We start from the raw sequence: 18,059 nt of genomic DNA, 5'->3' as shown, positions 1-18,059 counted from the left end.
CGACGTGCTGCTCCTGCAGGGGCTGCGCAAGGCGAGGTTCAGCGCAAATCGCCTACCATGCTTGCCAGGGTCTCCAGTACCGCTCCGGCCAGTGCCTTCGAACGCGCCCCCGACCACCCGGTGACGACATCGGGTGCGTCGTCATGGTCCTTGAACGGCATCTCCAGCGTCAGTGACAGGCAGTCATGTGCCATGCCCACCGCATTGCAGGCCAGCGTCGTGTTCGCCTGTCCGGGTTCGTCACGGGTATAGCCATGCACCGTCTGGAAGTCGCGGGTCAGGCTGCACAAGGTGCTACGGAACTGCTCTTCGAGCTTGGCCAACCGAGGGGTGTAACCCGGGTTGCCCTCGCATGCGGCCGTGAACACGTGCGGGATCTCTTCGTCGCCGTGCACGTCGATGAAGGCATCCACACCGTACTGCTTCATCTGCGCCTGTGCAAAGAACACTTCCGGGCTGAATTCGACGCTGGCGTCCTGCCAGGCGCGGTTGAGGTCCTTGCCCTTGAAGTTGGTGCGCAGGTGGCCGAGGAAGGCGCCGTCGGGGTTCATGTTGGGGATCAGGTAAAGGTCGGCCTTGGCCAGTAATTGCTGGATCACTGCGTCGTTGGTCTGCAGGCGGTCGATCACGCCTTCCATGAACCATTCGGCCATGTGCTCGCCCGGGTGCTGCTGGGCAATCAGCCACAGCTTGCGTTTGCCTTCGGCACCGTCACCTGCCCGCAGCAGCGGGATATCGCGGCCCTGAATACTGCGACCGCAGGCCAGCAACTCGACCCCCGGGAGTTGGCGGGCACGTTCGATCAGCTGGTTGTGGCGGGCTCGCGGGTAGGGCTCGAAATAGGCGAACCAGATCTGGTCCTGTTCAGCCGTGACCTCGAACGATAGCGCCGCACCGTCGAACTGGCTGGGCACGCGGAACCAGCGCTGCTGGTCGTAGCTGGCGACCGCGTTGTAGCCGCTCCACGCGTTCTTGTACGAGGAGCCAGAAGCGTTGTCCAGGCTGAAGCGATGGACCTGCCCCGGTGTCAGCCCGCTGACCTTGAAGTGGAACCACTGGTAGTGGCCGCTGTGGGTGTCCGGGCGAATGGCCAGGTGTACCTGGGCCGGGTTGCTGGCATCCAGTACCTGTATGTTGCCGGAGTCGAAATCGCAGTCGATCTGCAGGGGGGACAGCGTCACGGTCATGTGCCGGGCTCCTTTGCGGGCATTGTTGTAGGGGTACTGTATAAGGCTTGGCGGGGATGCTGTGCAAGATCAGGCAGGGCGAGCCGTTAGCGGCCGCCCTTATGCAGCAAGCTGGTGACCGGTAAATGTGTGGACTTCAGGTTATTTGAAGAACTGGCTGGGCGTGGTACCGAACTGGCGCTTGAACATGCTGGCGAAGGCACTTGGGCTGTCATAACCCAAAGCCCCCGCCACATCGATGATTCGCTCGCCCAGCGCTATCCGCTCCAGTGCCTGCATCAGCCGCGCCTGCTGGCGCCACTGGCCGAAGGTCATACCGGTTTCCTTGCGGAACAACCGCTGGATGGTCTTTTCGTCCACCCCCAGTCGCAGGCCCCAGTCGGCAACGGTGGCGTTATCCTCGGGCTGTTCTTGCAGCGCCGTGCAGATCACCCTCAGTCGCTTGTCGCTGGGTTGCGACAGCTTCAGCGGCAACGTCGGCAGTACGCAGATTTCGTCGAGGATCAGGCGCATGACCCGGGCTTCTCGCGAGTCCTCGGCAAACGGAGCGGTGAAGCCCACCGAGGTCTTGATCAGCTCGCTGAGCAGCGGCGAGATGCTGATGGCCTTGCTCTGCAGGGGCAGGCCTGCTGCCGCGTCGATGCGCACGAACACACTGCGCATCTTCACGTCGCCGACACAGCGAATGGCATGCACCTGGCCGCAAGGCATCCACACGCCGCGGCTGGGTGGCACAGTCCAGCATTCGTTGCCGGACTCGACGATCATCAGGCCTTTGATGGCATAGATCAGTTGATGTTTGGTATGGCTATGGGGCTCGATGAACCAGTCGCTTGGGTAGTCTGTCGCACGGCTACCGACTTCCCAGGTCCACTCATCGACCTCCACCAACAATTCACGCTGCGGCTTTACCATCGTGACCTCATATCGGAGCAGCCTGGCAGCGCCACTTTAGCAGCAACGACCTGGGCGGGCCCGCGAGTGGGTGGCCGGCAGCAAGGCGGTGGCCAACCCGAGCAGCGGCAGGAACGCGATGGCCTGGTACACCCATTCGATGCCATGCCGGTCGGCCAGTGTGCCCAGGCCGGCTGCACCCACGCCGCTGATGCCGAACATCAGCCCGAACATCACCCCCGAAACCATGCCGACCCGGCCTGGCACCGCCTCTTGGGCATACACCACCAGGGCAGCGAATGCCGAGGACATTACCAGGCCGATGGCCACCGCCAGTACGGCTGTCCAGGCGAGGTTGGCATGGGGCAGGGCCAGGGCGAAGGGCGCCACGCCGAGGAACGAGACCCAGATCACGGCCTTGCGCCCGATGCGATCACCCACCGGGCCACCGGCAAAAGTGCCCAGCGCTACGGCTGCGAGGAACACGAACAGGTACAGCTGGCTGTGCTGCACACTCAGGCCGAAATGCTCGATCAGGTAGAAGGTGAAGAAGTTGGTGAACGAAGCGATGTAGACGAACTTGGCGAACATCAGCACGGCGATCACCACCACCGCGCGCCACATGGCACCCCGCGACAGGCCAGGGGCCTGTTGGCCCGCGAAGCTCTTGAGCTGGGCCTGGCCGTGGCGCACGCTCCAGCCCGTCACACGCAGCAGCACCAGAACAGCCAGCGCAGCGGCCAGCATGAACCAGGCAATGGCCGGTTGCCCGTGCGGAATGATGATGGCAGCGGTGAGCAGCGGACCGAGGGCCGAGCCGGTATTGCCGCCGACCTGGAAGGTTGACTGCGCGGTGCCGAAGCGCCCGCCGGAGGCCATTCTGGCCACCCGTGAGGCCTCTGGGTGAAAGGTGGCCGAACCCACGCCGACCACGGCGGCAGCCACCAGCAGCATTTCATAGCTGCCAGCAAAGGCGAGCAGGGCGATACCCACCAGCGTCACCAGCATGCCGGCAGGTAACAGGTAGGGTTGTGGGTGCTTGTCGGTGAACATGCCGACCCAAGGTTGCAGCAGGGAAGCGGTTACCTGATACACCAAGGCGATCCAGCCGATCTGGGCAAAGCTCAGCGCGAAATCGCTTTTCAGCATGGGGTAGATCGATGGCAGTACGGCTTGAATCAGGTCATTGAGCAGGTGGGCGAATGCAGCCGCACCGACGATGCGCACGACAAAGCCTTGAGGCTGGTCGGCAGGCGTGGCGGCGGCTATGGAGGCGGCGGAGGTTGTCATGGGCAAGGTTCTTCTATGGCAAGGGAGCAAGGCATTGCCGTAGCAGGTTATCCAGTGCTCAGGTGGCCTGTCTCACGCCGAACAGGCAGCCAATGTCGCGTTTCGGGCATCCTTGCCTGCAGCCTGAAAAGAGAACGGAGGCGCCCGGCATTCCATCATTACAGCGTGAGGAAGGACAGAGGTGTATCGGGCGCGGCCCGTGTGCAGGAACGGCCTTGTGTCGCGATGGGCCGCTCCAGCAGGTGATGCGATCAGGCCATATCGGCTGCGGTCTTGCCGGCGACCTTGCTGCGCCCGCCCAGCCATACCAGCAACAGCCCCGCAGTCGCCAGCACACCCCCGGCCATTGGCACGGCGGCGTAGCCCAGGTTCAGGCTGATAACCGCACCACCCAGCGCCGCGCCCACGGCGTTACCCAGGTTGAACGCACCCACGTTGATCGACGATGCCAGGCCCGGCGCCTCGATGGCGGCAGTCATTACGCGCATTTGCAGCGGCGGTACCACGGCGAAGGTGAACATGCCCCAGACCAGCAGGGCGATGGCGGCGCCGATGTGGCTGCTCAGTACCAGGGGCATCAGTAGCATGATCAGCGCCAGCACGGCGAGGAAGATCTTCGCCGCGCCATCCAGCGACCAGTCCGCCAGGCGGCCCCCCAGGCTGTTGCCAAGGGTGAAGCCAACCCCGATAAGGACCAGCCCCAAGGTTATGAAGCTGTCCGAGGCACCGGTCAGTTCGGCCAGCACTGGTGCCACGTAGGTGTACAAGGTGAACATGGCACCGGCACCGAGCACCGTGGTGGCCATTGCCAGCAGCACGCTGGGGCGGGCAATGACTGCCAGTTCCTTGCGCACATGCGGAACGCTGCCGCGTTCACCCTTGGGCAGGGCGTACCACAGCGCGGCCATGGCCAGCAGGCCGAGTACGGCGGTGCCGGCAAATGCCATGCGCCAGCCGATCTGCTGGCCGATCCAGGTGGCGGCCGGCACGCCGCCGATGTTGGCGATGGTCAGGCCCATGAACATGGTGGCCACGGCGCTGGCCTGTTTCTCCTTGGGCACCACGCTGGCTGCCACCACGGCTCCCAGGCCGAAGAACGCACCATGGTTGAGGCTTGTGACCAGTCGCGAAGCGAGCAGGGTGTAGTAGTCCGGCGACAGCGACGACAGCAGGTTGCCAAGGGTGAAGATGGCCATCAATGCCATCAGCGCAGCGCGCCTCCCAAAGCGGCTGAACAGCAGGGTCATGATCGGTGTGCCGACCATCACGCCAATGGCATAGGCGGTGATCAGCATGCCGGCGCTTGGGATACTCACCTCCACGCCCTGGGCGATGACCGGCAGTAGCCCCATCGGGGTGAACTCAGTAGTACCGATGCCAAAGGCGCCAATGGCCAACGCGAAAAGCACGCGGCCGGGTCTCATTGTTTGAGCAGTCATCGGTGTCAGTCCCAGGTTGGCGCCAGGCCGTCAGGGCTGACCTCGCGGCCATTGCGCTCCAGCTTGGCGATGCGTGCCATGTCGTCGCTGTCCAGCTTCAGGCCACGGGCAAGCAGGTTGCTGGCCAGGTTTTCACGCTTGGTCGATGACGGGATCACGGCATAGCCCAATTGCAAGGCCCAAGCCAGGGCGACCTGGGCGACGGTAGCCTTGTGCTTGGCGGCGATCTGGGTCAGCACCGGGTCTTTCAGCACTTTGCCGTAGGCCAGGGTCATGTACGAGGTCACGGTGATCCCTTGTTCCTTGAGGAACGTGGTCAGCTTGCCGTTCTGCAGGTACGGGCTGAGCTCGATCTGGTTGGTGGCGATTTCCCCTTTTCCGACCACGGCAATGGCTTGCCTGGTCAATTCGATGTTGAAGTTGGAAACGCCTATCTGGCGAGCCAGGCCTTGCTGCTTGGCGTCGGCCAGGGCCTTCATGTACTCGGGCAGCTCTACGCCGTTGCCCGGCGCTGGCCAGTGGATCAGCAGCAGGTCGACATAGTCGGTGCGCAGCTTCTGCAAGCTGTCACGCAGGCTGGGGATCAGCTTGTCGGCGGCGTAGTTGTCGACCCAGATCTTGGTGGTGATGAACAGCTCGCTGCGCGGCACGCCGCTTTCGGCGATGGCCTGGCCGACTTCGGCTTCGTTCTTGTAGATCTGTGCGGTATCGATGACGCGGTAGCCGACTGCCAGGGCAGACTTGACCGAGTCGATGACGGTTTGGCCGGTGAGGCGGAAGGTGCCGAGGCCGAAGGAAGGAACGCTCATGGGGTTGCTCCTGAATAGGGGGAGGATCATGTGGTGCCCAGTGTGCAGGTTTGAACGGCAGCGAATAAGCCGCTACGGCGCCAAAGTCATTTGACCTGTAGGCACAAATACATTTTCAAGCTGTGCATTCACTACATAAATAGGGCCAGAGGGGATTGGAACCTTGTTCAGCTAGCGCTTTTTTATCAAGCGTTGAGGCTGCCCATGACCCCTTCCGTAATACCTGCCGATTCCATCGATGCGCTGATTGCCCGTCAGCTGCCAGGCTGGCTCAAGCGCGCGTCTGCCCAAGAGCTGACAGGGCTGCGCGCCGCTGCTTTGCGCCAACAGCGGGCGCAGGACCAAGTCGACGCCTGGTTAGGGGCCATAACCCCCTTGGATGAGTTCGCCGAGTCGTTGCTCAAAAGAGCACTTGAGGCCCATTCGATCAGGCAGGTAGAGCTGCGCCAGGCACAGCTCAGGCTGGTGACCCTGCAGCCCAAACCGTCGATATCTCCTGCTTTACCAAGCACTTCGACACGCATCGTCAGCACCCAGACCCTGCTCTCGGCGGCACTGCATAACTTCCACGAAAAGGAAATGCAGCCTGGCTGGTTCGCGGCCGGGTCGCAGTTGGTCACTGCTAGCGGGCACCTGCTGCCGCTAAGTGCGCAAGCCTTTGTCCGCCTTTGCAGAGACCTTGATATCGGCAGGCGTTATCAAAGCCATTTGCAAGCGAAGCTTGAAGGCGAGGGGGTGGCCGTCGAGAGCACCCTGGAGGAGGCGATGAGCGCCAACCTGGCGCTTGCTGCAATCGCCGCAAGGATCAAGGGTGAAATCGATGAGCAGACCTGTCAGTGGATCAACCAGGTGGTGGGCACAGCGTCTTTCCTGCCAGCCGACGACACCGTGTTGAAGTGTCACACCCTGAGGCTGTTGGGCAAGGAAGTCATTGGCGCACTGGTGATCGAAGTGCGTCAGAACGCCCGCCTGCTTGGCGTTATCGCGTGGTTGCCTGAGGACCCGTATGCCCCGGTGAGTTGGCACACCAGCTGGGAACTGCTGTACATGACCCTTGGCATACGCTTGCGTAATGAAGCGTATCGTCGGTACTTCCAGCGCTTCGTCGCAGAGCGTGATCGCGTCGCCTTCTGCGCGACGCTGAACGCGCTGCTCAACCACGGTAATACTGTTCTTCCGCTTGAGCTGGATGGCCGCTGTTTTGCGATCGAGGGCGACGTGTTCGTCGCGCTGCGCCAAGCCCGGATCGACAAAATGCGGGATGACGCGCGGGTACTGGCGGTATCGACAGAGGATGAGGATATCGCCGACCGCCGCGCACGTTTGCAGGGTTATCTGGACTTGGGCTTGAGCGTGGCAGGCTTGGCAGCGCTGTTTGTGCCTGTGTTGGGGCAGGCCCTGCTGGGGCTTACGGTGGTGCAACTGGCGGGTGAGGTGTACGAAGGCTACCAGGATTGGCAGTTGGGTGATCGCGACGCCGCATTGGGCCACTTGTTCAACGTGGCCGACACGGTCGTGATAGCGGCGGTGACGACGGCCGGGGCGGCGGCACTTGGCAAGCTGGCACAGCGAGTGGCGCGGGTGGATGCCATGGTGCCGGTAAGCCTGGGCGATGGCCAGTTGCGGCTGTGTGATCCCTCCTTGTCGGGCTATCAGCGTGAGGGCGTCGATCTGATGGTAGGACAGGCCGTGAATGAAACTGGCCGTTCGCTGAGGCGCCTGCACGACGCTGTCTATGAAGTGAGCGAAGGGGACGATGGCGCATGGCGTATTCATCATCCATCAAGGCCGGGGGCGTATTCACCGGCACTTGAGCACAATGGTGCCGGGGGATGGGTGCATGAGTTCGAGCAACCGCAGCGCTGGCATGACCCCGCCAGCATGGTGCGCCGCCTTGCCAGCCGCACGGCGCAGGTGCCCGATGAGGCGGTATCCGTAGCGCTGCAGGCAACCGGTTTCGATGCTGACTGCCTGCGCCGTTTGTTACTGGAAAATGCGCCCCCGCCGGCACGCTTGCTCGATGCCATCGAGCGCCAGCAATTGCACCGTGATTTTCCAGCGTTGCGAGGTGAAGCTTTCGAGGAGGTCTTCAACGAGCGACAGATCAGCCCGCAAGCAGCGGACCGGGTCTTGATGCGGGACTTCCCAGGCCTTTCCCACCGCTGCGCAAGGGAAATCGTCGAGGGAGCCAGCAGTGTCGAGATGGAGACCCTGACTGGCGCAGGCCGGGTACCCCTGGCCTTGGCGGAACGTGCACGCTGGGCAATACGCGACAGCCGAATAGACCGTGCCTGTGCAGGGTTGCGCCAGGCCGCTGCAGAAAATGACGATACCGGCAAGCTCGCGCTGGGCCTGATCGATGCCATCGCCCCTTGGTCGACCGGGGTCAACGTTGAGCTGCCTGCCGCGGGCAGGGGTGGGTTGCTGCAGACGTTGAGACAGCAACTGGACAGCCGTCAGCGACAGTTGCTTGGTATGAGCCAGATGACGGATGACGCACTGGGTGAGCGGCTTGGGCGTGAGGCACTCGCAGACCGTGAGTCGGCGGCCCGGATGATTGGGCTGGCCCGTGTGGGGCAGGGGATTCGCCCTCCTGTGCGGTTGTTCGATGGGCGTTTGGGCTACCCGCTCAGTGGCCACTTGACAGGGACCCGCCAGGCACTGCGCCGCACGTTGAACCACGTGTATCCGGTGATGAGCAGTGAGCAACTGGAGGTCTACCTGCAAGACCTGGCGCAGCGGGGGGGGGGATCCGTGGAACCATGTCAGCCAACTGCTACAGGCCAAGGTCAGCCTCAAGCAGGCATTGCAAGCCTGGCGAAATGACGCAGGGCTGAACATTGTCCGCCGCCTGCGTCGTATCAAGGTTGCCAGGCGCATTACGGCAAGCTGGCAGCGCTTTACCCCTGGGGAGATGGCGGGTGACTACCACCTGACCCTCGTGGGTGAGCGGGTGGGTGACCTGCCGGCTTTGCCTGAAAATGTGAGCTTTGACCACATCACGCACCTGACCCTGCGCGATATGCAGCTGACGAGCCTTGATGCGGGCTTTATTGGTCGCTTCAGCAAGGTGCGCAACCTGGACTTGCGGAACAACCGGCTGACTCGCCTTCCTGCAGGTATCGAGCAACTGACCGAATTGAAAAACCTGCGCCTTGGCGGCAACCAGATCGTGCTTTCCAGCGAGGATAACCTGCGTTTGAGCCAGCTTGTGGAGCTGCACCGTTTGGAGCTCAACGGCAACCCGGTCGGTTTGCTGCCACCCTTGGCGTCTTTCCCCCTGCTGCGCCGGCTGTCCTTGCGCAACACCGGGCTGGGCGAACTGCCCGCTGATCTGGCCAGGCACGGTAATCTGGAGTTGCTGGACATGCGTGACAACCAGATCCAGACGCTGCCTGAAGCGTTGTCCCTAGTGCCGCTTCGCTTGTTGCGGGGCCTGGAACTGCACGACAATCCACTCTCGGACGAAACCCTGCAGCGCTTGCAGTTGGCCAGGGCGTCGGCCGGGGCTGCTGAGCGTCGACGTGCAGCTCATGCCACTTCGATCCCGAACGCTGCAGCCCCTTGGTTTTCAGGGTTCACGCCAGCCCAGCGCGAGGTGCGATTGGCGAGCTGGAACCGCTTGAGCCAGGAAGCCGGGGCACAGGATCTGTTCCGCTTTTTCTATGATTTACGCGCCCTGCGTGAATACGACGCACAACCGCGCGACCTTCAGGCGCGAGTGTGGCATATCCTCGAAGCCTGCGAGCAGCACGCTGAAGTACGCGCGAGCCTGTTCGAGCAAGTTGCCCGGCCGCGCAGTTGCAGCGACGAGTTGCTGCTGACGCTCAGCGAGCTGGAGATTGGCGCGATGGTCGTCAGGGCCGGAACAGCCGGTACCGGGTTGCAGAAAGAGCGGGCGCTGGTCAGGCTGGGGCGTTCGTTGTTCCGCCTGGACAAAGTCAACGCAATTGCCGCGCGGCATATTGCGGATTACTTTTCGAACGATCCCGTTGAGGTTTACTTGACCTATCGCGTCAGGCTGGCGGATAGCCTCGACCTTCCCGTGCAGCCCAGCCATCTTTCGTATGAGAGTTTCAGCGGCGTTGGCCGTGAAGACCTGGACGCCGCGCGCAGCGAGGTGCTGCGGCAGGAAACGCCACAAGCCTTGGCTCAGGCGCTGGCAGATCGATCCTTCTGGCAGGACTATCTGCACGAGCAGCAGGCGGCGCGCTTCAGCCGCCTGGACGAGCCTTTTCAGCAGCGCCTGGATGCGTTGCTCGAACAATCGAAAACGCTGAGCGATGGCGACTATTTTGCCCAAGTCGAGCATATCTGCGCAGAGCGTGAGGCAGCAAAACGGCAGCTTTTGCTTGAATTGAGCCGAGAGGCAATTCAACGCCACGGCCTATGAACGAAACAGCCCGCCTAGAGGCGGGCTGTTCGCTGGGGCGGGACGATCAGCGGCGGCGGAATAGCGGCAGCGGTTCGTCGGTGGCGGCCTGGTAGGTCACCGAGAAGTCCTTCAGGCTTTGCAGCGCGTCTTCCGGGTCCTTGTCGGCACGGATGGCGAATGCGTCGAAGCCGCAGCGGGCCATGAAGAACAGCTGGTCGCGCAGCACATCGCCGATGGCGCGCAGTTCGCCTTTGAACTTGTAGCGGTCACGCAGCAGGCGCGCATTGGAGTAGCTGCGGCCGTCGGTGAATGCCGGGAAGTTCAGGGCGATGACCTGGAAGTGGTGCACGTCTTCACCGATTTCCTCCGCTTCCTGGTCGCTGTCCAGCCATACACCCAAGCCACCATCGCGGGCCTTGAGCACATGGGCATGGTCGCGCCACATCTGTAGCGGGACGATGTAGTCGTCGCAGTTGGTCAGCTCGTCGAACGAGGTTTCCTTGGGCAGCAGGTGCCAGGTTTCGTCGACGATCTGGTTGTTCTTAATGATTCGCTGCATAGACGCGTTCCTTGAAGGGGTCGATGCCAATACGCTGGTAGGTGTCGATGAAACGCTCTTCCTCGGTACGTTGCTCGACGTACACGGCAATCAGCTTCTCGATCACATCGGCCATGTCATCCTGCGCGAAGGACGGGCCAAGGATCTTGCCCAGGCTTGCGCCGCGCGCGGCGTTGCCGCCCAGCGACACCTGGTAGAACTCCTCACCCTTCTTGTCCACGCCGAGGATGCCGATGTGGCCCACGTGGTGGTGGCCGCAGGCGTTCATGCAGCCGGAGATGTTCAGGTCGATCTCGCCGATGTCGAACAGGTAGTCCAGGTCGTCGAAACGGCGCTGGATGGACTCGGCAATCGGGATCGACTTGGCGTTGGCCAGCGAGCAGTAGTCGCCACCCGGGCAGCAGATGATGTCGGTCAGCAGGCCGATGTTCGGAGTGGCGAAGCCGCCTTCGCGCAGTTCCAGCCACAGCGCGTGCAGCTGGCGCTGCTCGACATCGGCGAGGATGATGTTCTGCTCGTGCGAGGTGCGCAGGAAGCCGAAGCTGTAGCGTTCGGCCAGGTCGGCCACGGCGTCCAGCTGCTTGTCGGTCAAGTCACCCGGAGCAACACCGGTCGGCTTGAGTGACAGGGTCACAGCCACGTAACCCGGGCGTTTGTGGGCACGGGTGTTGCGCGAGCGCCAGCGGGCGAACCCTGGGTACTCGGCATCCAGTGCGGTGTAGTCGACGTTGTCGAGTGCGAGGTACTCGGGGTCGACGAAGTGGCGCGACACACGCTGCACTTCGGCCTCGGTCAGGGTGGTGCTGCCGCCTCGCAGGTGGACCATTTCGGCCTCGACCTTTTCGGCGAACACTTCCGGGGTAAGGGCCTTGACCAGAATCTTGATCCGCGCCTTGTACTTGTTGTCACGGCGACCGTAACGGTTGTACACGCGCAGGATGGCGTCGAGGTAGCTGATCAGGTCTTGCCACGGCAGGAACTCGTTGATGAACGAGCCCACCACCGGGGTACGGCCCAGGCCACCACCGACCAGCACACGGAAGCCCAGTTCACCGGCAGCGTTGCGCACCGGCTCCAGGCCGATGTCGTGCACTTCGATGGCGGCGCGGTCTTCCTGCGAGCCGTTGATGGCGATCTTGAACTTGCGTGGCAGGTAGGCGAATTCCGGGTGGAAGGTGGTCCACTGACGGACGATTTCACACCACGGGCGCGGGTCGACGATTTCGTCTGCTGCCACACCGGCGAACTGGTCGGTGGTGGTGTTGCGCAGGCAGTTGCCGCTGGTCTGGATCGCGTGCATCTGCACGGTGGCCAGCTCGGCGAGGATGTCGGGGATGTCCTCCAGCGCCGGCCAGTTGAACTGCACGTTCTGGCGGGTGGAGATGTGGGCATAGCCCTTGTCGTAGTCGCGAGCGATCTTGGCCAGGGTGCGGACCTGATTGGCGTTCAACTGGCCGTACGGCACCGCGACACGCAGCATCGGCGCGAAACGTTGGATATAAAGGCCGTTCTGCAGGCGCAGAGGGCGGAATTCTTCTTCGCTCAGCTCACCGGCCAGGTAGCGGCGGGTCTGATCACGGAACTGCTTGACGCGGTCCTCGATGATCCGCTGATCGTACTCGTCGTATACGTACATAAAAGTCCTGTCTCAGGCATGCAGCTATTCGCGCGCACGGCCGCGCACTCCGGTACGGAGCCGGGGAACGATATCAGGTTGCGGTTATGCGCTAAAGTGATGTTTTTGCATATGAAAAGAACCAAATGGACTATGTGAGATTGACTGCCATTTGTGCGTTGAGCGTCGCCAGGCGTTTATAATCCGGCGTTTGCTTCGCAGAGATGTGACCCCATGCTCAAGGCCCTGTGCCAAAGCTTGTGCCTAGCCTTGCCACTGGTGGCAAATGCGCAACCGGCTTCGGTGGTGTTTCTCAACCCGGGGCTGTCCACCGAGACATTCTGGACCAGCTATACCCGCTTCATGAAGGCCGCCGCGGACGAGCTGGGCATGTCCCTGCAGGTGCAATACAGCGAGCGCCGCGCCGACCTGATACTGACCCAGGCCCGGACGATCCTGAACGCGCCGCAGCGGCCGGATTACCTGGTACTGGTCAACGAGCAGTACGTGGCACCGGAAATCCTGCGCCTGTCGCGTGGCACCGGGGTGAAACTGCTGCTGGTCAACAATGGCCTGACCGCCAGCCAGCGCCTCAGCATCGAGGCTCAGCCCGACAAGTATGCCGAGCCGCTGGGTACCTTGATGAGCAACGACGAGCAGGCGGGCTACCAGATGTTGCACTCGATGCTCGCACAACTGCCTCGCAACGCAGGGCCGGTGGATCTGCTTGCCTTTGCCGGGGTCAAGACCACCCCGGCCTCGCAGTTGCGCGTTGAGGGCATGCGCCGCGCCTTGGCCGATTTCCCTCAGGTGCGCTTGCGGCAGGTGGTATACGGCGGCTGGAACCGCCAGCGCGCCTACGAGCAGGCGCAACAGTTGCTGGAGCGTTACCCGGCCACCCGCCTGGTGTGGTCGGCCAATGACCAGATGGCCTTTGGTGCGATGCAGGCGTTCGAGGAGGCCGGGTATACACCGGGGCGTGATGTGCTGTTCGGTGCCGTCAACAGCTCGGCCGAAGCCTTGCGCGCGCGTATCGATGGGCGCTTGAGCGTGCTGATGGGGGGGCATTTCACCCTTGGCGGTTGGGCCATGGTGATGCTGCACGATGATGCCCATGGGCTGGCGTTGAACCGCGACGGCCTGCGCGAGCGCCGTGTTCCGGTATTGCAGGAAATCGATCAGGCCAAGGCCAGGCGTTGGTTGAAGCTGCTGGAAAGGGACGACTACGGCGTCGATTTCCGGCGTTACAGTGCCGAAGGGCGGCCGCCCGGTTACCGTTACCCGTTTCTGGCGTCACCGGTCGAATATTGAATGACCCTGCTTGAGGGAAGGACATTGCTCGTCTTAACTGCTGGTGGTGAAGTGCATTCCCATAACCACTACAAGAGGCAATGCAATGGGAAACCCAACCAAGGTCCGCAAAGCTGACAGCAGTGTCGATGCCTGGGCGATCCTCTGCCTGATCGTTCTGGTGGTAGTCACTGCCGTGTATTGGGTCAGCCACCAGTGACTTGAAACTCAAGACCGTGATGTAACAGGAGCGCCTGCGGGAGGGAATCCCGCCGGCGCTTTATTATTGCCTGTGCCCGCCTCTGCGCAGTGGAAACATCTGCCTTGAAAATGACGCAGGACCGTTGTAGGCGCGGGTTTACCCGCGAAGAGGGCGGCACAGGTTAGCGGGTCAGGTGCAGGGCCAACTGCACCAGGCCGATCAAAATCGCGATGAACACCAGGGTGAACAGCGCCCCCAGCGCAATGAAATGGCTGGCTTTGCCGTGGGTGAAGTCGCGTGCGCGGTTTTTGCCGCTTTGCACGCCGAAGGCGGCGGCGAGGATGCTGTGAAGCATCTGCCAGAAGGTCGGGGGTTTGCCCTGGCTGGAATCGTCCATGGTGGCTCCTGGGGAAATCAGAGGCAATCAGGGACAGTGTAGGCAATGGTTGTGAGGTTGCCTGTGCCGGCCTCTTCGCGGGTATACCCGCCCCTACAGGTAAATCATGGCCCTTGAGGCCTGTTTCATACCTGTGTGGGCAAGCCCGCGAAGAAGCCAGCGCAGTCGTTTAGCTGTCATACCCCAGGTTAGGCGCCAGCCAGCGCTCGCTTACGCTGACATCCTGGCCTTTGCGTGCGCTGTAACGTTCGATCTGGTCCTTGTCGACCTTGCCGACGGCAAAATACTTCGCCTGCGGGTGGGCGAAGTACCAGCCGCTGACCGCCGCCGCCGGGAACATCGCGAAGTGCTCGGTGAGGTACACCCCGCTCGGCCCGGTTTCACCAATGGCGGTGCCATCGAGCAGGCGGAACAGGGTTTCCTTTTCGGTGTGGTCAGGGCAGGCCGGGTAACCAGGAGCAGGGCGGATGCCGCTGTACTGTTCCTTGATCAGCGCCTCGTTGTCCAGGTGCTCGTCGCGGGCATAGCCCCAGTGCTCTTTGCGCACCTGCTCGTGCAGCCATTCGGCACAGGCTTCGGCCAGGCGGTCGGCCAGGGCCTTGACCATGATCGAGCTGTAGTCGTCGCCCTTGTCCTGGTAAGCCTTGGCTACTTCCTCGGCACCGATGCCGGCGGTGGTGATAAAACCACCTACATAGTCGGTCACGCCGCTGTCTTTCGGTGCGACGAAGTCGGCCAGCGACCAGTTGGGCTTGCCGTCCGGCTTGATGGTCTGCTGGCGCAGGTGGTGCAGGGTGGCCAGTGCCTGGCCATCTTCGCCGTAGACTTCGATGTCGTCATCGGCCACCTGGTTGGCCGGCCAGAAGCCGAATACCGCGCGGGCGCTGATCAGCTTCTCGTCGATCAGCTTGTCGAGCATCTCGCGGGCATCCTTGTACAGCGCCGTAGCGGCCTCGCCAACCACCTCGTCGGTGAGGATGCGCGGGAACTTGCCGGCCAGGTCCCAGGAGATGAAGAACGGGGTCCAGTCGATGTATTCGGCCAGGGTGCGCAAATCGATGTCCTCCAGCACCTTGACGCCGGTGAAGGAGGGCACCGCTGGCTGGTAGCTGGCCCAGTCGTACTGCGGCTTGGCGGCGATAGCCTGGGCGTAGCTGAGGCGCTCGGTGCGGGCGCTGCGGTTGGCGGTGCGCTCGCGCACGTCCACGTATTCCAGGCGGGTTTTCTCGACAAAGCCCGGCTTCAGTTCTTTGGACAGCAGCTGGGTGGCCACGCCGACCGCGCGCGAAGCGTCGGTGACGTAGATGACTGCGTCGTTGCTGTACTTGGGCTCGATCTTGACCGCCGTGTGCGCCTTGGAGGTGGTGGCGCCACCGATCATCAGCGGCAGTTCGAAGCCCTGGCGCTGCATTTCGCGGGCAACGTGGACCATTTCGTCCAGCGACGGGGTAATCAGGCCGGACAGGCCGATGATGTCGCACTTCTGCTCGCGGGCCGTCTGCAGGATCTTCTCCGCGGGCACCATCACGCCAAGGTCGACGATGTCGTAACCGTTACAGCCCAGCACCACGCCGACAATGTTCTTGCCGATGTCGTGGACGTCGCCTTTCACCGTGGCCATCAGGATCTTGCCCTTGGCTTCCGGCTTGTCGCCTTTTTCGGCCTCGATGAACGGGATCAGGTGAGCAACGGCCTGTTTCATCACTCGGGCCGACTTGACCACCTGCGGCAGGAACATCTTGCCTGCGCCGAACAGGTCGCCGACCACGTTCATGCCGTTCATCAGCGGGCCTTCGATCACTTCGATGGGGCGCGTGCACTGCTGGCGGCATTCTTCGGTGTCTTCGACGATGAACGCGGTGATGCCCTTGACCAGCGCGTGCTCCAGGCGTTTTTCCACCGGCAGCGAGCGCCACTCTTCGTTTTCCACTTCCTTGGTTGCGCCGCCGCCCTTGTAGTCGTCGGCGATGGCCAGCAGTGCATCGGTGCCATGCGGGGTGCGGTTGAGCACCACATCCTCGACCTTCTCACGCAGTTGGGCCGGGATCTCGTCGTAGATCTCCAGCTGGCCGGCGTTGACGATACCCATGGTCAGGCCGTTCTGGATCGCGTGATACAGGAACACCGAGTGGATCGCCTCACGCACCGGATTGTTGCCGCGGAACGAGAACGACACGTTGGACACACCGCCCGAGCTCAGGGCGTGGGGCAGGTGGTCGCGGATATAGGCACAGGCTTCGATGAAGTCGACGGCGTAGTTGTTGTGTTCTTCGATACCGGTGGCGACGGCGAAGATGTTCGGGTCGAAGATGATGTCTTCTGGCGGGAAGCCCACTTCGTTGACCAGGATGTCATAGCTGCGCTGGCAGATTTCCTTCTTGCGCGCGGCAGTGTCGGCCTGGCCGACTTCGTCGAAGGCCATGACCACCACGGCAGCGCCATAGCGCTTGCACAGGCGGGCGTGGTGCTTGAACTGCTCGACGCCTTCCTTCATGGAAATGGAGTTGACGATCCCCTTGCCCTGGATGCACTTGAGGCCGGCTTCGATCACTTCCCACTTGGACGAGTCGATCATGATCGGTACGCGCGAAATGTCCGGTTCGCCCGCGATCAGGTTGAGGAACCGGACCATGGCCGCCTGGGAGTCGAGCATCCCTTCGTCCATGTTGATGTCGATTACCTGGGCGCCGGCCTCGACCTGTTGCAGGGCGACTTCCAGGGCTTCGGTATAGTTCTCTTCGCGGATCAGCCGGGCGAACTTGGCAGAACCGGTGATATTGGTGCGCTCACCGACGTTGACGAACAGCGACTGGCGGTCGATGGTGAACGGCTCCAGGCCCGACAGGCGGCAGGCCTTGGCGATTTCCGGAATCTCGCGCGGCTTGTACTTGGCCACGGCTTCGGCAATGGCCTGGATGTGCCCCGGCGTGGTACCGCAGCAGCCGCCAATGATGTTGAGGAAGCCGCTGGCAGCGAATTCCTCGACCACCGCAGCCATCTCGGCCGGGGTTTCGTCGTACTCGCCGAAGGCATTCGGCAGGCCGGCATTGGGGTGGGCGGACACATGGGTATCGGCCTTGGTCGCCAGCTCTTCCAGGTACGGGCGCAGGTCCTTGGCGCCCAAGGCGCAGTTCAGGCCCACGGAAATCGGCTTGGCGTGACGCACCGAGTTCCAGAACGCTTCGGTAGTCTGGCCCGACAGGGTACGGCCGGAGGCGTCGGTGATGGTGCCGGAGATCATGATCGGCAGTTCAACGTTGTCGTCCTCGAACACTTGCTGCACGGCGAAGATCGCCGCCTTCGCGTTGAGGGTGTCGAAGATGGTCTCGATCAGGATCAGGTCGGCGCCGCCTTCGATCAGGCCGCGGGTGGCCTCGATGTAGTTTTCTACCAACTCGTCGAAGGTGACGTTGCGGAACCCTGGGTCATTGACGTCCGGGGAAATCGAGCAGGTCCGGCTGGTTGGGCCGAGCACGCCGGCGACGAAGCGCGGCTTGTCCGGCGTCTCCAGAGTCTTGGCATCGGCAACCTGGCGAGCGATGCGCGCGCCTTCGACGTTCAGCTCGTAAACCAGCGACTCCATGCCGTAGTCGGCCTGGGAAATCTGCGTGGCGTTGAAGGTGTTGGTTTCGAGAATATCGGCACCTGCATCCAGGTAAGCCTTCTCGATGGCGGCGATCACGTCCGGGCGGCTGAGCAGTAACAGGTCGTTGTTACCCTTCACATCGCTTGGCCAATCGGCAAAACGCGTGCCACGATAGTCGTGTTCCTCTAGACGGTAGCTTTGGATCATAGTACCCATGCCGCCGTCGAGGATCAGGATGCGCTCTTTGAGTGCGTTCTGGAGTGCTTGGAGACGAGCGCTGCGGTCGGACATAGGAACTACCTGGTCGGGCAAATATCAGAAGGTGCCGAATCATAACAAAGCTGCGCGGTTTTTAGGCATGTCGCCCATTTTGCATGAAAACTGCTCATGTTGAACGGGCGCTGACAGCGCAAAGC

10 protein-coding genes and 1 pseudogene are annotated in these 18,059 nt (G+C 62.4%); 2 read left to right on the top strand and 9 right to left on the bottom strand.

Going from position 1 to position 18,059, the window contains the following annotated elements; translation table 11 throughout:
• Positions 1 to 38: 38 nt before the first annotated feature.
• From ACE4QZ_RS17025 to dkgB, 5 genes are all read right to left on the bottom strand, one after another.
• Positions 39 to 1,187, bottom strand: a complete 1,149-nt coding sequence (locus ACE4QZ_RS17025) for a M14-type cytosolic carboxypeptidase (protein ID WP_021782855.1) — start codon at positions 1,185 to 1,187, stop codon at positions 39 to 41.
• 141 nt (positions 1,188 to 1,328) lie between these two features.
• On the bottom strand, positions 1,329 to 2,102 hold the full coding sequence (locus tag ACE4QZ_RS17020; protein WP_021782854.1) for an AraC family transcriptional regulator: 774 nt from the start codon (positions 2,100 to 2,102) through the stop codon (positions 1,329 to 1,331).
• A 36-nt stretch (positions 2,103 to 2,138) separates the two neighbouring features.
• Positions 2,139 to 3,371: an MFS transporter gene (locus ACE4QZ_RS17015; RefSeq protein WP_021782853.1), complete on the bottom strand. Its 1,233-nt coding sequence runs from the start codon at positions 3,369 to 3,371 to the stop codon at positions 2,139 to 2,141.
• A 251-nt stretch (positions 3,372 to 3,622) separates the two neighbouring features.
• Positions 3,623 to 4,810, bottom strand: a complete 1,188-nt coding sequence (locus tag ACE4QZ_RS17010; protein ID WP_172402817.1) for an MFS transporter — start codon at positions 4,808 to 4,810, stop codon at positions 3,623 to 3,625.
• A 5-nt stretch (positions 4,811 to 4,815) separates the two neighbouring features.
• Positions 4,816 to 5,619, bottom strand: a complete 804-nt coding sequence (gene dkgB / locus ACE4QZ_RS17005; protein WP_021782851.1) for a 2,5-didehydrogluconate reductase DkgB — start codon at positions 5,617 to 5,619, stop codon at positions 4,816 to 4,818.
• A 204-nt stretch (positions 5,620 to 5,823) separates the two neighbouring features.
• Between dkgB and ACE4QZ_RS17000 the strand changes: the two are divergent.
• A pseudogene (locus ACE4QZ_RS17000) lies at positions 5,824 to 10,012 on the top strand (NEL-type E3 ubiquitin ligase domain-containing protein).
• A 46-nt stretch (positions 10,013 to 10,058) separates the two neighbouring features.
• On the opposite strand, the gene ACE4QZ_RS16995 reads toward ACE4QZ_RS17000, so the two are convergent.
• Positions 10,059 to 10,553 carry a DUF934 domain-containing protein gene (locus ACE4QZ_RS16995; protein WP_003250391.1) on the bottom strand — a complete coding sequence of 165 codons (495 nt, stop codon included), beginning with the start codon at positions 10,551 to 10,553 and terminating at the stop codon, positions 10,059 to 10,061.
• Entirely contained in the window at positions 10,537 to 12,189 is a 1,653-nt protein-coding gene (locus tag ACE4QZ_RS16990; protein ID WP_021782849.1) for a nitrite/sulfite reductase, read from the bottom strand. Before ACE4QZ_RS16990 ends, ACE4QZ_RS16995 begins: the two co-directional genes overlap by 17 nt.
• Before the next feature lie 213 nt (positions 12,190 to 12,402).
• Here ACE4QZ_RS16990 and ACE4QZ_RS16985 point away from each other — a divergent pair, with 213 nt between their 5' ends.
• The gene (locus ACE4QZ_RS16985; protein WP_021782848.1) at positions 12,403 to 13,479 is read left to right on the top strand and encodes an ABC transporter substrate-binding protein; all 1,077 of its coding nucleotides are present in this window, start codon (positions 12,403 to 12,405) and stop codon (positions 13,477 to 13,479) included.
• Between the two features lie 362 nt (positions 13,480 to 13,841).
• On the opposite strand, the gene ACE4QZ_RS16980 is transcribed toward ACE4QZ_RS16985, so the two are convergent.
• Entirely contained in the window at positions 13,842 to 14,057 is a 216-nt protein-coding gene (locus tag ACE4QZ_RS16980) for a DUF2970 domain-containing protein (protein WP_021782846.1), read from the bottom strand.
• Positions 14,058 to 14,226: 169 nt separating this feature from the next.
• Positions 14,227 to 17,934: a methionine synthase gene (gene metH / locus ACE4QZ_RS16975; RefSeq protein WP_021782845.1), complete on the bottom strand. Its 3,708-nt coding sequence runs from the start codon at positions 17,932 to 17,934 to the stop codon at positions 14,227 to 14,229.
• Between the last annotated feature and the right edge of the window lie 125 nt (positions 17,935 to 18,059).

This window comes from Pseudomonas sp. DCA-1, assembly GCF_046523955.1.
Classification (GTDB): domain Bacteria; phylum Pseudomonadota; class Gammaproteobacteria; order Pseudomonadales; family Pseudomonadaceae; genus Aquipseudomonas; species Aquipseudomonas putida_Y.
The sequence above is the reverse complement of the archived record's forward strand: the minus strand, read 5'-3'. Positions and strand labels throughout refer to the sequence as shown.